We start from the raw sequence: 16,070 nt of genomic DNA on the forward strand, positions 1-16,070 counted from the left end.
TCCGGGATACGGCCCCGGCCGTACCCCGGACGGACTCAGCCTTGGGTGATCGCGACGTCGTCCACGGCCGCCTCCACCAAACTGGCGGTGTCCATGTCGGCGGCCTCGATCTGCAGCCGGATGCTCTGCCCGGCATAGGCCGACAGATCCACGGTCGCGGTCTGCCATGCGGCTGCGCGATCCGTGGCAGCACCGGCCTGACTGAAGACCGCGGTGGCGCCCGACCCGGTCACCACAGCCACCCGCAGATAGTCCGCGCTGCCGGCGTTGCTCAGATGCGCCAGGTACCAGGCGAACGACAGCGTCAGGGCGCCCGACGGCAGCGTGATCGCGGGCGAGCGGATGGTGGTGGCGCCGCCGTCCACGTCGTTCGCGCCGGCACTGGACCCGGCGGCCGCCCCGGTCACGAGGTCGTAGCTGCCGCTCTTTGCGTCGCCGAGCTGGGTGACCACGCCGGAGCTGGTGGCGACCGGGTCGGCCCGCTCCCAGCGGCCCGTGGTCGCGGTGTCGGTGGCGGCCGGGTCGGTGGTCCAGCCGTTCGCGGACTCGAACGTGTCCGACCACACCGGGGTTCCGCCAGGCGCAGTGCCACCGCCCTGGGCAAGGGTCCACACCGCGGACGCAATGGCATCGGAGTCGCGGTCCAGCGCAGTGTCGTTGATGTTCGACGTCGTGTCACAGGATCGGTGGTAACAAGCATCGAACGCGCCGGTCGTGCCGCCCCACAACTCGACCTGAGCGGCGGTCTTCCGGCCCTCCGCGCCCGTGAAGATCCCGCCCGCCGGGATGCCGTTGGCGATGAACGGCCCGTAGTCGCTGCGGCCGTCGAAGTCGGTACCGCGGGTCGCGACCCCGATCGACGTGAAGTACGCGCCGAGAGTCTGCTCGATCTCGGCGGAGCCGGCCGGCCCTGGGCCGGACCCGGTGTGGTCCGAGTCGTCGCCGTCATAGAGGAAGTAGCCCGGGTTCGGCGAGGCGACCATGTCGAAGTTGAGGTAGCCGGTGATCGCTGCCTTCTGCCCGGAGCTGAGCGAGTTCACGTACGCAGTCGACCCGCGCAGGCCCTGCTCCTCGGCGCCCCACCAGCCGAACCGCAGGTGGCGCGTCGGATGGAAGCCGGTGCGAGCCACGGTGAGGGCCACCTCCAGGTCGGCGGCCGACCCGGAACCGTTGTCGTTGATGCCCGGTCCGGCGGTGACACTGTCCAGGTGGGAGCCGATCATCAGCGTGTCCGACGTGTCGCCGCCGGGCCAGTCCGCGATGAGGTTGTAGCCGGTGGCGCCGCCGTACGTGAACGACTGCTGCTGTGTGGTGAACCCGGCGGCGTCGAGCTGGTTCTTGACGTAGGTGAGCGAGGCGAGGAATCCCGGGCGGCCGTGCGCCCGGTTGCCGCCGTTGGCGGTGGCGATCGACTGGAGCTGATCGAGGTGCGCCTTGACGTTGCCGACGGCGATGTCCGGGGCGGCGACGGCGGACGCGGTCATCACGCGCGCAACAGTGGCGGGGCCGGCGGCCTGGGCCGGCGCCGCGACGAGCGCGGCCACCAGCGTCGCCGCACCGACGTGCGGGAATGCTTGCACAGAATCCTCCGCGAGGGTCGGGGGACCGCGCCGGGGGGTGCGGCGGCGGCACGCCGAGCATTCCAGAATGGACGCTGCGCCCGCTCATACCGGTTCAGACATAGCGTCACGAGCGATGACACGCGGTGAGCCAGTACGTCCGAGCCGGGGCGCCGGCTCCGAGAAGGTCAGCGGATCACTGCTGACCGGCGGCCGGATCGAGCGCGAGCGTGCTGCGGATCGCCGCGTACGTGTCGAAGTCACCGGTCCAGTCGGGATCCGGCGTGGCCCACCCCAACGCGTACGCCCGGCCGCCGACGGTCAGCCAGCGGATCATCGCGTGCATGGTGACGTCCGGCGTGCCGTCGTACCGGAACTCCCAGTCGGCCGCCCGCGAGAGCATCGGCACGGTCGCGAGCTCGAGCTGCTGGTATCCGGGCAGCTGGCCGGCGCCCGTCAGCTGGTCAGCCTCGTCGAGGCAGGCCTGCATGGGGTCGGTGGCCGCGTCGCGATTCGGGTCGACACTCAGGTATCGGGCGCTTGCGGGGTCGCGGAAGCAGGTCGTGGTGCCGACCCGCTCGTACGTCCAGCCGTCCGGGACAGCGAGCCGGAAGCCGGACCCGTCCGTGTAATACGACCAGCCGGGCAGCAGCGCCCAGCCGTCGGTGCCGCGGCCGGCTCCGGGCTGGGGGGTCTGCGGCAGGTCGGGGCCGGGCGGGTTGCCGCAGATCATCGGGCTGAACCCGTCGGCACCGCCCTGCCCGCTCGACGGTTCGGGCAGGCCCGCGGTGGTCACCGAGGGCAGCGCCTCCGTGTCCTGCTCACCGAGCCGGGCGTTCAGGGCAGGGCTGCCCCCGCCGGCCAGCAGGGCGAGCACCGCGATGCCGGAAAGAACGAACCGGGATCCCGGGTGCCGGGACGCCGCGTGACCCGGGGCGACCGGCGACGCGGGAGGCGAGGGCGCCGGGACCATTGGTCCGGGCGTGGGTGGTGATGCATCGGGCATGGGCCTGGCCGGCACGGCGGAGGGCCGGGCCGGGTCCGTGGCGACGGCCGGGGCGGGCCGGCGCACCACCGCAACGGGATCGGGCGGGCCGACGGCCGGTCGGAGCCACGGCCGCTCGCGGCGTGGTGCCGGGAGGGACGGGGCGGAAACCGCCGGGGGTACGGCGGATCGCACGATCCCGGCGGCCCGGGGCGGATGGTTCCGCCGCCACGTGTCTCCGGCCGGCGCGCCCGGCCGTTGGCGGGGTGGCACGGCCGAGGCTGCCGGCGACGCATTGCGTTCCACACCGGCCGTCGGCACGGCACCGGCTCGTCCACCACCCGGCGTGCGCCGGCGCCCCATCAGTCCGGACCGACCGGATCGGGCGCCCGGGTCGGGCCGGGCCGCCACCTCGAACCGGGCGGCCATGTCAGACCGAGCCGGCACCTCAGTCCGGGCGGCCAGATTGGGACGGGCCGGCTCCGTCCGACCGGCCATGTCGGGGCGCGGTGGCTCCGCGACCATGCCGCGGACCGGGCGGCGGGGCATGGGCACCGACATCAGGCCGAGCATGGTCCGCCGCCGCTCCCGGGCGGGCCCGCGCCCTTCGGCCACGGCGACGATGGCGGCCAGCCGCTCCGCCACCTCGTCGGCGGTGAGCCGCTCAGCCGGTTCGCGGCGTAGCAGCCCGAGCAGCACCGGCGTCATCGGGCCGGCCAGCACGGGCGGGTCCGGTTCCTCGGTCGCCAGGGCGAGCAGCGTCGCCATCACGCTTTCCCGCGCGTACGGCGAGCGGGCCTCGACGGCCGCGTACAGCGTGGCGCCCAGCGACCACAGATCCGACTCCACGGTGGAAGCGCCGTCGCGCGCCCGCTCCGGGGACACGTAGTGCGGCGAACCGACGATCATGCCCGGGCCCGTGACGGAACCTTCGTCGACGAACGTGGCCAGACCGAAATCCGTGAGCACCACCCGCCCGTCGTGACCGATCAGCACGTTGTGCGGCTTGACGTCGCGGTGCAGCACGCCGGCGCGGTGCGCCGCGGTCAGCGCGTCGAGCACGGCCAGCCCGATGCGTGCGGCACCGGCCGGGGGGAACGGGCCGTCGTCACGGACCGCCTGGAACAGCGATCGGGACTCGATGTACTCCATGACGATCCACGGCAGACCGTCCGCGTGCACGACGTCATAGATCCGGACGACGTGCGGGTGGTTGAGGCGGGCGGCGCTGCGGGCCTCCCGCAACGTACGGGTCCGCAGGCGGCCCTTCTCGTCGTCGGACATCCAGACCGGGGGAACGAACTCCTTGACGGCCACGTCGCGATCGAGCATCTCGTCGCGGGCCACCCACACGCGCCCCATGCCACCGGAACCGACCGGTTCGAGTAGACGATACCGACCGGCCACGAGCGTACGCCTGACCGCCATGAGCCCCCACCGTCCCGTTGCCCTCAGGATAGGTGCGGGTACCGGCGGGCGGAACGTCGATCACCCGGCCGCCGCACGGAGCACGGGCGCGGGACGCGGTCGGCGATCCGATCGACGACGGTCAGCCGGCGGATTCCTGTCGTACCCCGGGGGCAGGATGGAGGCGTGCAGGAGGTGCTGGAAGCGTTCGGTCCCGCCACCGCGGAGTGGTTCCGGGCGGCTTTCGCCGCGCCCACGGCCGCCCAGGCGGGCGCGTGGCGCGCGATCGGCGCGGGCCACAATGCCCTGGTGGTGGCCCCGACCGGGTCCGGAAAGACCTTGGCCGCCTTCCTGTGGTCGCTCGACCGGATCGCGCGTGAGCCGGTCCCCGCCGAGCCCCGTCACCGCTGCCGGGTGCTCTACGTGAGCCCGCTCAAGGCCCTGGCAGTGGACGTGGAGCGCAACCTCCGTGCCCCCCTGACGGGTATCCGACAGGCCGCGGGACGCCTCGGCATCCCGCCGCCGGAGATCACGGTCGGGATGCGTACGGGTGACACCCCGGCCGACGAGCGCCGCCAGTTCACGCGCACCCCGCCGGACATCCTCATCACCACCCCGGAGTCGCTGTTCCTCCTGCTCACCTCGGCCGCCCGCGAGTCGCTGCGCGGCATCGAGACGGTCATCGTCGACGAAGTGCACGCGGTCGCGGCCACCAAGCGCGGCGCGCATCTGGCGCTCTCCCTCGAGCGGCTGGATGCGCTGCTGCCCCGTCCCGCGCAGCGGGTCGGGTTGTCCGCCACGGTCCGGCCGATCGAGGAGACCGCCGGTTTCCTCGGCGGGGCGCGCGACGTGCAGGTGGTTCAGCCGCGCACCGCCAAAACGATCGAGGTCGTGGTCGAGGTGCCGGTGGAGGACATGACCCGGCTGGACGAACTGCCCGACGCGGATGCCGATGCGCCGGGCGGGCAGCGGCACACCCCGTCGATCTGGCCCGCGGTGGAGGAGCGCGTGCTCGATCTCATCGAGGCGCACCGGTCCACGATCGTGTTCACCAACTCGCGGCGGGGGGCCGAGCGGCTCTGTGCCCGCATCAACGAGCTGGCGTTCGAGCGGGCCGATCCCGCGGCCTCCGCGGCGGCTGCCCTGCCCGGGCCCGTCGGCGCGCCGCCCCCTCGGATGCCCGCGCAGGTCATGGCGCAGGCCGGGGAGGCCGGAGGCGCCCCGCCCGTGGTGGCCCGCGCCCACCACGGCAGCGTCTCCCGTGAGGAGCGCAAGCAGATCGAGGAGGCGCTCAAGTCCGGGCGGCTGCCCGCGGTGGTGGCCACCTCCAGCCTCGAGCTGGGCATCGACATGGGGGCGGTCGATCTGGTGATCCAGATCGAGGCCCCGCCGTCGGTCTCCGCCGGGCTGCAGCGCATCGGCCGGGCCGGCCATCAGGTCGGCGCGGTCTCCCGCGGCGTGGTGTTCCCCAAGCACCGCGGTGACCTGCTGTCCTGCGCAGTGGTCGCGGAGCGCATGGGTGCGGGCGCGATCGAGGAGCTGCGCTACCCGCGCAATCCCCTGGACGTGCTGGCCCAGCAGATCGTGGCCATGGTGGCGCTCGACGCGTGGGCGGTGGACGAGCTCGCGGCGCTGGTGCGCCGCGCCGCGCCGTTCGCGGAGCTGCCCGACTCGGCGTTGCACGCGGTGCTCGACATGCTGTCCGGCCGGTACCCGTCGACCGCGTTCGCGGAGCTGCGCCCACGGCTGGTCTGGGACCGCGGGACGGATCAGCTCACCGGCCGACCGGGCGCCCAGCGGCTCGCGGTGACCAGCGGCGGCACGATCCCGGACCGCGGCATGTTCGGCGTGTTCCTGGCGGGTGCGGCACGTGCCGCCCGGGTGGGCGAGCTCGACGAGGAGATGGTGTACGAGTCGCGCGTCGGCGACGTCTTCCTGCTCGGCTCCACCTCGTGGCGCATCGAGGACATCACCCCGGACCGCGTACTGGTCTCCCCCGCCCCCGGTGCGCCGGCACGGATGCCGTTCTGGAAGGGCGACACGCTCGGCCGCCCGGTGGAGCTGGGCCGGGCGATCGGTGCCCGGCTGCGAGCCCTCTCCCGGGCCGGCGACGATGCGGCCACCGGGTCGCTGCGCGCCGCCGGGCTGGACGAGTGGGCTGCCGGAAACCTGGTGACCTACCTGCGTGAGCAGCGCGAGGCCACCCGCCATCTGCCCGACGACCGCACGGTCGTCGTGGAGCGTTTCCGCGACGAGCTCGGCGACTGGCGGATGACCGTGCACTGCGTGCTCGGCGCCCGGGTCAACGCGCCGTGGGCTCTGGCCATCGCCCACCGCCTCACCGAGCGTTACGGGGTGGACGGCCAGGTCATGCCGTCTGACGACGGCATCGTGGTGCGCCTGCCGGACACCGCCGACCAGCCGCCCGGCGCCGACCTGGTCGCGTTCGACCCGGAGGAGATCGCCCATCTCGTCGAGGAGTCGGTCGGCACCTCGGCGTTGTTCGCTTCCCGGTTCCGCGAGTGCGCCGCCCGTTCCCTGCTGCTGCCGCGCCGCGATCCACGCCGCCGCCAGCCGTTGTGGCAGCAGCGGCAGCGCTCCGCGCAGCTGCTCGATGTGGCCCGCGAGTTCGCGGATTTCCCCGTGACGCTGGAGGCCGCCCGCGAGTGCCTGCAGGACGTCTTCGACGTCCCCGGGCTGGTGGCGATGATGCGCGAGATCGCGGGCCGCAAGGTCCGCCTCGTCGAGGTGGAGACGCCGCGGCCGTCCCCGTTCGCTCGCTCACTGCTGTTCGGGTACGTGGGCGCGTTCCTGTACGAGGGTGACGCACCCCTGGCCGAGCGGCGCGCAGCCGCCCTGGCGCTGGATTCCACGCTGCTCGGCGAGCTGCTGGGCCGGGTGGACCTGCGTGAGCTGCTCGACCCGGCCGTGGTGGCCGAGAGCGAGGCGCAGCTCCAATGGCTGACCGATCGGCGCCGCCCCCGCGATGCCGAGGACACGGCGGAGCTGCTACGCCTGCTGGGCGACCTGTCCGAGCCGGAGCTCAGTGTTCGAGGGGTGGACCCGGAGTGGATGTCCACCCTGGAGGGTGCCCGGCGGGCGCTGCGGGTCCGGATCGCCGGCGAGGATCGGTGGATCGGCGTCGAGGACGCGGGTCGGTACCGGGACGCGCTCGGCACGGCCCTGCCCGTGGGGGTCGCCGAGGCGTACCTGGAGCCGGTGACCGACCCGCTGGGCGACCTCGTCGCACGGTACGCCCGCACCCACGGCCCGTTCGCCGCCGCCACCTGCGCCGCCCGGCTCGGCCTCGGCGTCTTCGTGGTCGAGCAGGCGCTGAAGCGTCTCAGCGCCACCGGCCGGGTGGTCACGGGCGAGTTCTCCCCCGGCGGCGCGGGCACCGAGTGGTGCGACGCCGACGTGTTGCGCCTGCTGCGGCGCCGCTCCCTGGCAGCGCTGCGGCGCGAGATCGAGCCGGTGCCGCCGCAGGTTCTCGCCGCGTTCCTGCCCCGTTGGCACCAGATCGGCGGCAACGCCCGTGGCGTCGACGCGGTCGCCGCCACGATCGAGCAATTGCAGGGCGTCGCCGTTCCGGCGTCGGCGTGGGAGCGGCTGGTGCTGCCCGCTCGCGTCCCGGACTACTCGCCCGCGTTCCTGGACGAGCTGTCCGGCAGCGGGGAGGTGTTGTGGGCGGGCAGCGGGTCGATCACGGGCGGGGACGGCTGGGTCACCCTGGCGTACGCCGATTCGGCCGCGCTGCTGCTGCCACCACCGGACGATGCGCAGGAGCTGTCGCCGCCGCACCGGGCGGTCCTGGATGCCCTGGGCGACGGGCAGGCGCTGTTCTTCCGCGCGCTGTCCGACCGGATCGGCGCGACCGATGACCAGGAGCTCGCCGCTCTCGTGTGGGATCTCGTCTGGGCGGGGCACCTGACCAACGACACGTTCGCTCCGCTGCGCGCGCTGCTCGGCGGCAGTGGCGCCCACCGCGCCCGGCCGGTCCCCGCCCGCTCCCGGTACCGGCGTCCGGGGCGCCCGAATCTGCCGAGCCGCACGGGCCCGCCCGCCATGGCCGGCCGGTGGTCCCGTCTTCCGGACCGCGACCTCGACCCGACCCGGCGTGCCACGGCGTTCGCAGATCTGCTCCTGGAGCGCCACGGCGTGGTCACCCGTGGCGCGGTGGTGGCCGAGGGAGTCACGGGCGGGTTCGCCGCGGTCTACCCCGTTCTGGGCGCTCTGGAGGAGCGCGGCGCAGCCCGCCGCGGCTACTTCGTCGAGGGGCTGGGCGCCGCACAGTTCGCGGTGCCCGGGGCGGTGGACCGGTTGCGCGCTCTCGCGGAGCCGGCCGAGCTCGCCAAACGCACCGTCGGGGCGGCTCTGGTGCTGGCCGCGACCGACCCCGCCAACCCGTACGGCGCGGCCCTGCCCTGGCCCGGCCGGGTGGTCGACAGCGGGGACGGTGAGACGGCCACCGCCACGGGTCACCGCGCGGGCCGCAAGGCGGGCGCCCTGGTCGTGCTGGTTGCGGGCGAGTTGGTGCTGTATGTCGAGCGGGGCGGCCGTACCCTGCTGTCCTTCGCCGACGACCCGGAGGCGCTGACGGCGGCCGGTCAGGCGCTCGGGGCGGCGGTGCGTTCCGGCGCCCTCGGGATGCTGAGCGTCGAGCGCGCCGACGGCGAATCCGTGCACGCGTCACCGCTACGCGACGCATTGACCGCGGCTGGCTTCCGGCCCACTCCGCGCGGCCTGCGTCTACGGGGTTGAATCAGAACGAGGCTCAGGAGCCCACTCCGTGCGCGGCGCGCTTGCGTTCGCGCTGGTCACGGCTCCATTGCTTGCGCATTTCGAGGTCGTTGTGCCACGCGTCGCGTGCCTTCTTGGTGTCGCCTTCGATGGCGTTGTCCACGCCGTTGGCCGGGCCGGCCATGAACTTGTAGAAGGCGTTCCAGATCGGGCCGCCCTCGCTCGGGTCGCGCCGGTTCTTCTTGAGCCATGTCATGACGCATCCTCCATCGGCCGCGGCGACGCCGCTGCTCGCCGAGGCCATCTGCGTTCCCTGGCGGCGGGCTCGGGGCCGTCGGCCTCACCGGCGCGATCATGTGGCCCTCGGGCGCACCAGGGACTGGTGTCCTGACCACAGAAGTTTACCAAGACGGCCGAGCGTCAAACCTTGATCGCCCAGATCCTCGGCGACGCGCCGAGCACCTGCCCCGCACGCACCGTGCCCCCGGACTAACGTTGAGCCATGGGTGGCTATGGATGGATCAGTCTCACGACGGACTATGGGACGTTCGACGGTTTCGTGGCTGCCTGCCACGGCTCGATCGCACGTATCGCCCCGGAGGTCCGCGTCATCGACGTGACCCATCACGTGCCGCCCGCCGACGTGACGCGCGGGGCCGCCGTACTGGCCCAGACCGTCCCGCACCTTCCCCCGTCGGTGCACGTGGCCGTGGTCGACCCGGGGGTCGGAACCGCCAGGCGCGGCATCGCGGTCGCCACCGCGAACGGCGTACTGGTCGGGCCGGACAACGGACTGCTCGTCTGGGCAGCCGAGGCTCTCGGGGGCGTCGGCGAGGTGGTGGAGCTCGCGAACACGGACTGGTTCCTCGGCGACGTCTCCCGTACGTTTCACGGCCGGCACATTTTCACCCCCGCGGCGGCGCATCTGGCGAACGGCGCGGAGCTGGCCGACGCGGGCCCGCCGGTCGACCCGGCTTCCCTGGTCCGGCTGCCGGATCCGGTGGTCGCGATCGGCGACGGCTGGGTGGAGGCCGAGGTGGTCACGGTCGACCGGTTCGGCAACGTGCAGCTTGCCGCGAGCGGTGACCTGCTTGCCGGCCTCGGCCCCCATCTGACTGTGTGCGGGGTGCGCGCCCGGCTCGGCGCGACGTTCGCCGACGTGCAGCCGGGTGACCTGGTCGTCTTCGAGGATTCAGCCGGGCAGGTCGCGGTGGCCGTCAACGGTGGCCGTGCGGTCGTCGTGCTGTCCGTGCGACCCGGCGACGTGGTCCGCATCGCGGGCCGCTGACCGAGCCCGGCAACGCGGTCGCATCGCGCCACGCCGACCAAACCCGGCATCGCGGGCCGCTGACCGAGCCCGGCAACGCGGTTGTATCGCGCCACGCCGACCTAGCCCGGCGGCATGTCGGACCGGCCGGGCAGGATGGTGACATGCCCGAGGGCGACACCGTCTGGAACACCGCCCGCTTGCTGGAGCAAGCACTGGTGGGGTCCGTGCTGACCGGCACCGAGCTCCGCGTGCCGCAGCTCGCGGCCACCGACCTCACCGGCTGGACGGTTGCCGCATCCGCGAGCCGTGGCAAGCACCTGCTGCTCCGGCTCGAACGCGACGGCGATCACCGTACGCTGCACTCGCACCTGCGGATGGACGGCTCGTGGCGGGCGTACCGGCCGGGCGAGCGGCGGAGCGGTCCCCCGGCGCACCTGATCCGGGTGGTGCTGCGTACCGATCGGTCCGTGGCGGTCGGCTACCACCTGCACGAGGTCGCCCTGTTCCCGACCGCGGAGGAAGCGCGCCGCCTCGGCCACCTCGGCCCGGACCTGCTGGGCGAGGACTGGGACCCGCAGGAGGCGGCCCGCCGGATCGCGGCAGACCCGCAGCGCAGCATCGCCGAGGCCCTGCTGGACCAGCGCAACCTGGCCGGGGTGGGCAATCTGTACAAATCAGAGACGTTGTTCCTGCGCGGCCTGTGGCCATGGACGCCGGTCTCCGCCGTGCCGGACCTGCCGGCCACGGTCCGGCTGGCGCAGCAACTGCTGGCCGCGAACCGCGGGCGATGGACCCAGACGACCACGGGCTCGCTGCGCCGCGGCGACACCACCTATGTGTACGGCCGCCGCGCCCATCCGTGCCGGCGCTGCGGCGCCGCGATCCAGCGGGCGGAACAGGGTGAGCGGGTCACGTTCTGGTGCCCGCGCTGCCAGCCGGCCCCCGACGACGCGCCACCACCCGCGGCGGGGTGAACGTGGTCAGACAGCAGGGCGGCGGCGCAACTCCGACAGTCCTTCGGCGACGCCACGCATGCGGTCCGTCGCCTCGATCAGCCGGGTCAGGGTCGGGTGCCGCTCGTCCACGACCGGCTGGCCGTCCTCGGCCACATACCCGGCCGCGGCGGCGACCAGCCGCTCGTACGCGGTGACCCCCTCGGTGAACTGTTCCGCCAGGCTCTCGTGCGAGCCGGCGAGCGCGGGTCGCTGATCGGCAGGGCTCAGCGGTATGGCCCGCTCCACGCTCGCCACGCGCTGGCCGAGGTCGCGCAACCAGCGCTCCGCGACCGCCGCCTCCAGCACGGCCGTCTCGCCGGGACCGGTGAGCCGGCCGGCGAGCCCGGTGAGGGTGCCCGCGGCCCGGTCGAGACGATCCCACGCCTGGGCGACCGCGGAGCCGCGCAACGCGTACCGGCTGCGCTGGCGACGGACCTCCTGCACGACCGTGCGGCCGGCGGGGAAGCGCTCGACCGCGGCCACGAGCCGCTGCCCGGCGAGCGCCGGATCGGGCGGGGGCGGGGCGGGCAGCGCAGCCAGGGCCTTGTGGTCGCGCCAGCGCCAGCTCGCCAAAGCGACGGAGGATCCCGCCGCGGCGGCCCAGAACGCGTCCGGCAGCCCGATCCCCGCGTACGGGGTGAGCACCGCGGTGGCGGCAACGAGCCCACCGCCGATCACGCTCCAGCGCCGCGCCGAGTTGCGCAGCCGCCGTAGCCGACGGAAGTACCGGGCCCGCTCGTCCGCCATCGTCCCCTCACTCTCGATCCGGCGTGCTCCGCACGGTGTCAGCCGGCGGCGCTGCTGTCCCCGCGCTTGGCGTTCATGCTGGCGCGGATCTCGTCGAGCCGGGCAACGCTGGCCGGGTCCGCTGCCGGGGCGGACTGCTCGACGGCCGGCTGAGGCGCGGCCGAGCCGAGCTTGTCGCCGGACATGCTCGCCCGGATCTGCTCCAGCCGGGACTGGCCCGCCAGGTCGAGGCTCGACTTCTGCACCTCCAGCATCCGGCCCTCGACGGAGTTCGCGGCCAGTTCGGCGCGGCCCATCGCGTTGGCGTACCGCTGCTCGATCTTGTCGCGCACCTCGTCCAGCGACGGGGTGTTGCCCGGCGCGGCGAGCGAGGACATGGACTCCAGTGACCGGGCGACCGTCTCCTGCATCTTGGCCTGCTCGAGCTGGCTGAGCAGGCGGGAGCGCTCGGCGATGCGCTGCTGCAGCACCATCGCGTTGTTCTCCACCGCCTTGCGGGCCTGCCCGGCGGCCGACAGCGCCTGGTCGTGGAGGGTCTTGAGGTCCTCCATCGCCTGCTCACCGGAGACCAGCTGGGTCGCCAGGGTCGTCGCGGTGGCCTCGTACTTCTGGGCCTCGGCTTCGTCGCCGCCGGCCCGCGCCCGGTCCGCGAGCACGAGAGCCTGCCGGGCCATGCCCTGCAGCTTCTCCACCTCGCTCATCTGCCGGGACAGCTTCATCTCCAGCTGCCGCTGGTTGCCGATGACCGCGGCGGCCTGCTGCACCAGCGCCTGATGCTGGCGCTGCGCGTCCTCGATCGCCTGCTGGATCTGAACCTTCGGGTCGGCGTACTCGTCAATCTTCGCGCCGAACAGCGCCATGATGTAACGCCAGCCCTTGACGAACGGGTTCGCCATCTCGCGGTATCCCCTCAATGTCACACGGTCGGACACGCCATCGACGCCGGTCTGATCCGCTGCGTGGCGCGAGCTCCATGGTGTCAGCTCGGCGCCACCGGCGTCACGTGACCTACGGGGGATCTCAGGGCCAACCCTGAGCGCTACGTTTCCCCGCTACGAGGCTACGCGCCACGAACGCCACTGGCGAAGGGGCGGGTCGGTGCCACGGACGGCGGAGACCGGCGCCTCAGGCGGCGTAGATCACGTCGCGGTCGCGCTTGCGGGTGGTCCGCAGCGTGGCCTTGAGCGGCGTCTCCTGGTGCACGGACACGGACACCGTGCCGTCGGTCGCCACCTGGCGCATGGCCGCGTCGGCGGGCGCCGCCGTGACCGGCGCGGGCGACACGGGCGCCGCCTGAATCGGCGTGGCCTGCACCGCGGCGGGCTGCACCGGCGTCGCCTGCACAGGCGCAACGGCGGCCGCCTTGCCGCTCTCGACCGGCACGAGCACGCCCTGCATGCCCTCCGCGAGCTCGAGGGTGCTGCTCACCTCACGGAGCAGCTCGGAGAGGCGGGCGCCCAGGGCATCACAGATGGCGGCCAGCAGCTCGCTGGACGCTTCCTTCTGACCACGCTCGATCTCCGACAGATAGCCCAGGCTGACGTTGGCGGCGGTCGACACCTCACGCAGCGTGCGGTGCTGCCCCTGCCGGCGCGCCCGAAGTGCGTCACCGATCACCCGGCGTAGCAGGACCATGACACCCCCTCCTGCGGCGGGGCCGCCGGCACGCGCCGGAGGCTTCCCGCAACCGTACCCGCTGCCGGCCACGCCGACATCCCGCCCCGCCGAAAACCGGGGGGACCCCTACCCCAGCGTTTCCACGCCCGCGGACATTCCGCAGGTCAGACACGCGCCCGCGCCGGGAGCGCGGGCAGCGAATCGACGAGGAGGTTTAACACCATGCTCACGCTTTCGATGCGGACCTGCTCGCGGGAGCCTTTCAGGCGCAACTCCTGCACCGCCGAACCCGGCGGCCCGGCGACCGCGACATAGACCAACCCGACCGGCTTGCCGTCCTGCGGCTCGGGGCCCGCGACCCCGGTGGTGGCCACGCCCCAGTCGGCGCCGCAGCGCTGCCGGGCACCCTGCGCGAGCGCCTCGGCCACGTCCGGATCGACCGGGCCGCGCGCGGCCAGCAGATCCTCCGGTACGCCCGCGAGACTGTGCTTGAGATCCGTGGCATACACCACGAGACCGCCGCGGAACACCGCGCTGACTCCGGGGATCTCCACCACTGTCGCGGCCACCAAGCCGCCGGTCAGCGACTCCGCCGTGGCGAGAGTCTCGCGCCGCTCCACCAGCGCGTGCACGGCCGCAGCCGCAGCCACCCGCAGATCCACGGAGCTGAGTCTAGCCGCCCGCGACCGTGCCGGCGCCCGCCGCACGCCGCAGCCGCAGCGCCCGCACCACGTAGTCGACGCCGGTCACCAGCGTGACCACCACGGCCGCGGCCATGAGCCACGGGCCGACGCGCTCCAGCGGCTCCGGCATCGGCCACAGATACCAGGCGATGGCCGCGATCTGCAGCACGGTCTTCACCTTGCCGCCCCGGCTGGCGGGGATCACGCCGTACCGGATGACCCACAGGCGCAGCGCCGTCACGCCCCACTCGCGCAGCAGGATCAGGACGGTGACCCACCAGCTCAGCCGGTCGTACGCGGACAGCAGCACCAGCGCGGTGCCGGTCAGCGCCTTGTCCGCGATCGGGTCGGCGACCTTGCCGAACGAGGTGACCAGGTGGAACCGGCGCGCGATCCACCCGTCCACGAAATCCGTCGCCGACGCCACGCAGAACACCAGGCAGGCCGCCATCCGCCAGCCGGGTTCGGTCATCTCGGACGCGACGACGAACACCACGAACACCGGGACGAGCACGAGCCGGATCGCGGTCAGCAGGTTCGCCGGGTTGTACAGCGAAACACGCCGCGGCGCTGCAGCGACCGGCACCGGCTCGTCGGTCACCGCGCGGCCGTCGAAACCGTCGGGGCGGCGGAGACCATCTCGACCGGTACGGCCACCAGGTCGACGCCCTCGGTGCCGGTCACCCGGGCCCGGACCAGGTCGCCGGGTCGCAACGCGGCCAGATCGACCGCCGCGTCACCGGCCACCAGCGTGGTCGAGCCGTCCACCTCCGGCGCCTGGTGCGCGGCGCGGCCCTCGACCTCGCCGTCGGCGATCGTGTCGACCAGCACGTCGACCAGCGAACCCAGCCGCTCCTCGGCCCGCTGGGCACACAGCTCGTCGGCGAGCGCGCTGATCCGGTCGTACCGTCGCTTGATCGTGTCGGTGCGGACCTTGCCGGGCAGCCCCGCCGCCTCGGTGCCGTCCTCGTCGCTGTAGTCGAAAACCCCGATCGCGTCGAGCCGGGCCGCGCTGAGGAAGCGGACCAGCTCGTCGATGTCGTGCCGGGTCTCGCCGGGGAAACCCACGATGAAGTTGCTGCGGGCCCCCGCTTCGGGGGCGAGCTCGCGCGCGGTTTCCAGGAGCTCCAGGAACCGTGCGGTGGAGCCGAAACGGCGCATCCGGCGCAGCACCGGCTCGCTGGAGTGCTGGAACGACAGATCGAAGTACGCCGCGACCCCCGGCGTGGTGGCGATCGCCTCGACCAGGCCGGGCCGGGTCTCGGCGGGCTGCAGGTAGCTGGCCCGCACCCGGACGATGCCGTCGACCGCGGCGAGCTGCGGCAGCAGCTTCTCCAGCAGCCGGGGGTCGCCCAGATCCTTGCCGTACGACGTGCTGTTCTCGCTGACCAGCACCAGCTCACGCACCCCGGTCTTGGCCAGCCACTCGGCCTCGGCCAGCAGTTCCTGCGGGTCGCGCGAGACGAACGCGCCCCGGAACGCCGGAATGGCACAGAACGCGCACCGCCGGTCGCACCCGCTGGCAAGCTTCAGGCTGGCCACCGGCCCGGAGTCGAGCCGGCGTCGCAGCACCCCCCGCAGGTGCGCCGGGGTGTGTTCGTCCACGGTCGCGTGGCCGGGCACGACCACCGCGGCCGCCTTGCGGTTGACCGGTGTCAACGGCAGCAACTCGCGCCGGTCCCGCGGGGTGTGCGCGTCGAAACTCTCCCCCGCCAGCACGCGGTCCAGGCGGTCCGCGATGTCGGGGTAGTCGTCGAAGCCGAGCACGGCCTGCGCCTCGGGGAGGCTGTCGGCGAGCTCACGGCCGTACCGCTCCGCCATGCATCCGGCCGCGACCACCTTCGCGCCGGTGTCGGACGCGGCCAGCAGGGTCTCGATCGAATCCTGCTTCGCCTTCTCCACGAAGCCGCACGTATTGACCAGCACCACGTCGGCGGCGTCGGCGTCCGTGCTCACCTGCCAGCCGCCCGCGTCCAGGCGGGCGGCGAGCTCCTCGGAGTCGACCTCGTTACGGGCACAGCCCAGGGTCAGCAGGGCGACACGGCGCGTGGCGGGATTGGCGGACAC

General features: G+C 73.4%; 12 protein-coding genes. 3 read left to right on the forward strand and 9 right to left on the reverse strand.

Going from position 1 to position 16,070, the window contains the following annotated elements:
* Positions 1-35: 35 nt before the first annotated feature.
* Positions 36-1,580: a M28 family peptidase gene (locus tag ACMCNK_RS14160; RefSeq protein ID WP_412736876.1), complete on the reverse strand. Its 1,545-nt coding sequence runs from the start codon at positions 1,578-1,580 to the stop codon at positions 36-38.
* A 175-nt stretch (positions 1,581-1,755) separates the two neighbouring features.
* A complete protein-coding gene (locus tag ACMCNK_RS14165; RefSeq protein ID WP_412736877.1) occupies positions 1,756-3,972 on the reverse strand; it encodes a protein kinase domain-containing protein in 2,217 nt (738 codons plus the stop codon).
* A gap of 174 nt (positions 3,973-4,146) precedes the next feature.
* Here ACMCNK_RS14165 and ACMCNK_RS14170 point away from each other — a divergent pair, with 174 nt between their 5' ends.
* A complete protein-coding gene (locus tag ACMCNK_RS14170) occupies positions 4,147-8,712 on the forward strand; it encodes an ATP-dependent helicase (protein ID WP_412740850.1) in 4,566 nt (1,521 codons plus the stop codon).
* Between the two features lie 13 nt (positions 8,713-8,725).
* Here the strand turns inward: ACMCNK_RS14170 and ACMCNK_RS14175 are convergent, their stop codons facing one another.
* Complete coding sequence (locus ACMCNK_RS14175) at positions 8,726-8,995, reverse strand: hypothetical protein (RefSeq protein WP_412736878.1); 270 nt, start codon at positions 8,993-8,995, stop codon at positions 8,726-8,728.
* 198 nt (positions 8,996-9,193) lie between these two features.
* Here ACMCNK_RS14175 and ACMCNK_RS14180 point away from each other — a divergent pair, with 198 nt between their 5' ends.
* Entirely contained in the window at positions 9,194-9,979 is a 786-nt protein-coding gene (locus tag ACMCNK_RS14180; protein WP_412736879.1) for an S-adenosyl-l-methionine hydroxide adenosyltransferase family protein, read from the forward strand.
* Positions 9,980-10,122: 143 nt separating this feature from the next.
* Positions 10,123-10,935, forward strand: a complete 813-nt coding sequence (locus tag ACMCNK_RS14185; protein WP_412736880.1) for a DNA-formamidopyrimidine glycosylase family protein — start codon at positions 10,123-10,125, stop codon at positions 10,933-10,935.
* A 6-nt stretch (positions 10,936-10,941) separates the two neighbouring features.
* Here ACMCNK_RS14185 and pspM read toward each other — a convergent pair whose 3' ends face one another.
* From pspM to rimO, 6 genes are all read right to left on the reverse strand, one after another.
* A complete protein-coding gene (gene pspM, locus ACMCNK_RS14190; RefSeq protein WP_412736881.1) occupies positions 10,942-11,703 on the reverse strand; it encodes a phage shock envelope stress response protein PspM in 762 nt (253 codons plus the stop codon).
* Between the two features lie 38 nt (positions 11,704-11,741).
* Positions 11,742-12,599, reverse strand: coding sequence for a PspA/IM30 family protein (locus ACMCNK_RS14195; RefSeq protein WP_412736882.1), 858 nt, complete (start codon positions 12,597-12,599; stop codon positions 11,742-11,744).
* Between the two features lie 229 nt (positions 12,600-12,828).
* Entirely contained in the window at positions 12,829-13,338 is a 510-nt protein-coding gene (locus tag ACMCNK_RS14200) for a helix-turn-helix domain-containing protein (protein WP_412736883.1), read from the reverse strand.
* 146 nt (positions 13,339-13,484) lie between these two features.
* Positions 13,485-13,982, reverse strand: a complete 498-nt coding sequence (locus ACMCNK_RS14205) for a CinA family protein (RefSeq protein WP_412736884.1) — start codon at positions 13,980-13,982, stop codon at positions 13,485-13,487.
* 10 nt (positions 13,983-13,992) lie between these two features.
* On the reverse strand, positions 13,993-14,604 hold the full coding sequence (gene pgsA / locus ACMCNK_RS14210) for a CDP-diacylglycerol--glycerol-3-phosphate 3-phosphatidyltransferase (protein ID WP_412736885.1): 612 nt from the start codon (positions 14,602-14,604) through the stop codon (positions 13,993-13,995).
* Positions 14,601-16,070: a 30S ribosomal protein S12 methylthiotransferase RimO gene (gene rimO / locus ACMCNK_RS14215; RefSeq protein ID WP_412736886.1), complete on the reverse strand. Its 1,470-nt coding sequence runs from the start codon at positions 16,068-16,070 to the stop codon at positions 14,601-14,603. Before rimO ends, pgsA begins: the two co-directional genes overlap by 4 nt.

This window comes from Krasilnikovia sp. MM14-A1259, assembly GCF_047159535.1.
GTDB lineage: Bacteria > Actinomycetota > Actinomycetes > Mycobacteriales > Micromonosporaceae > Actinoplanes.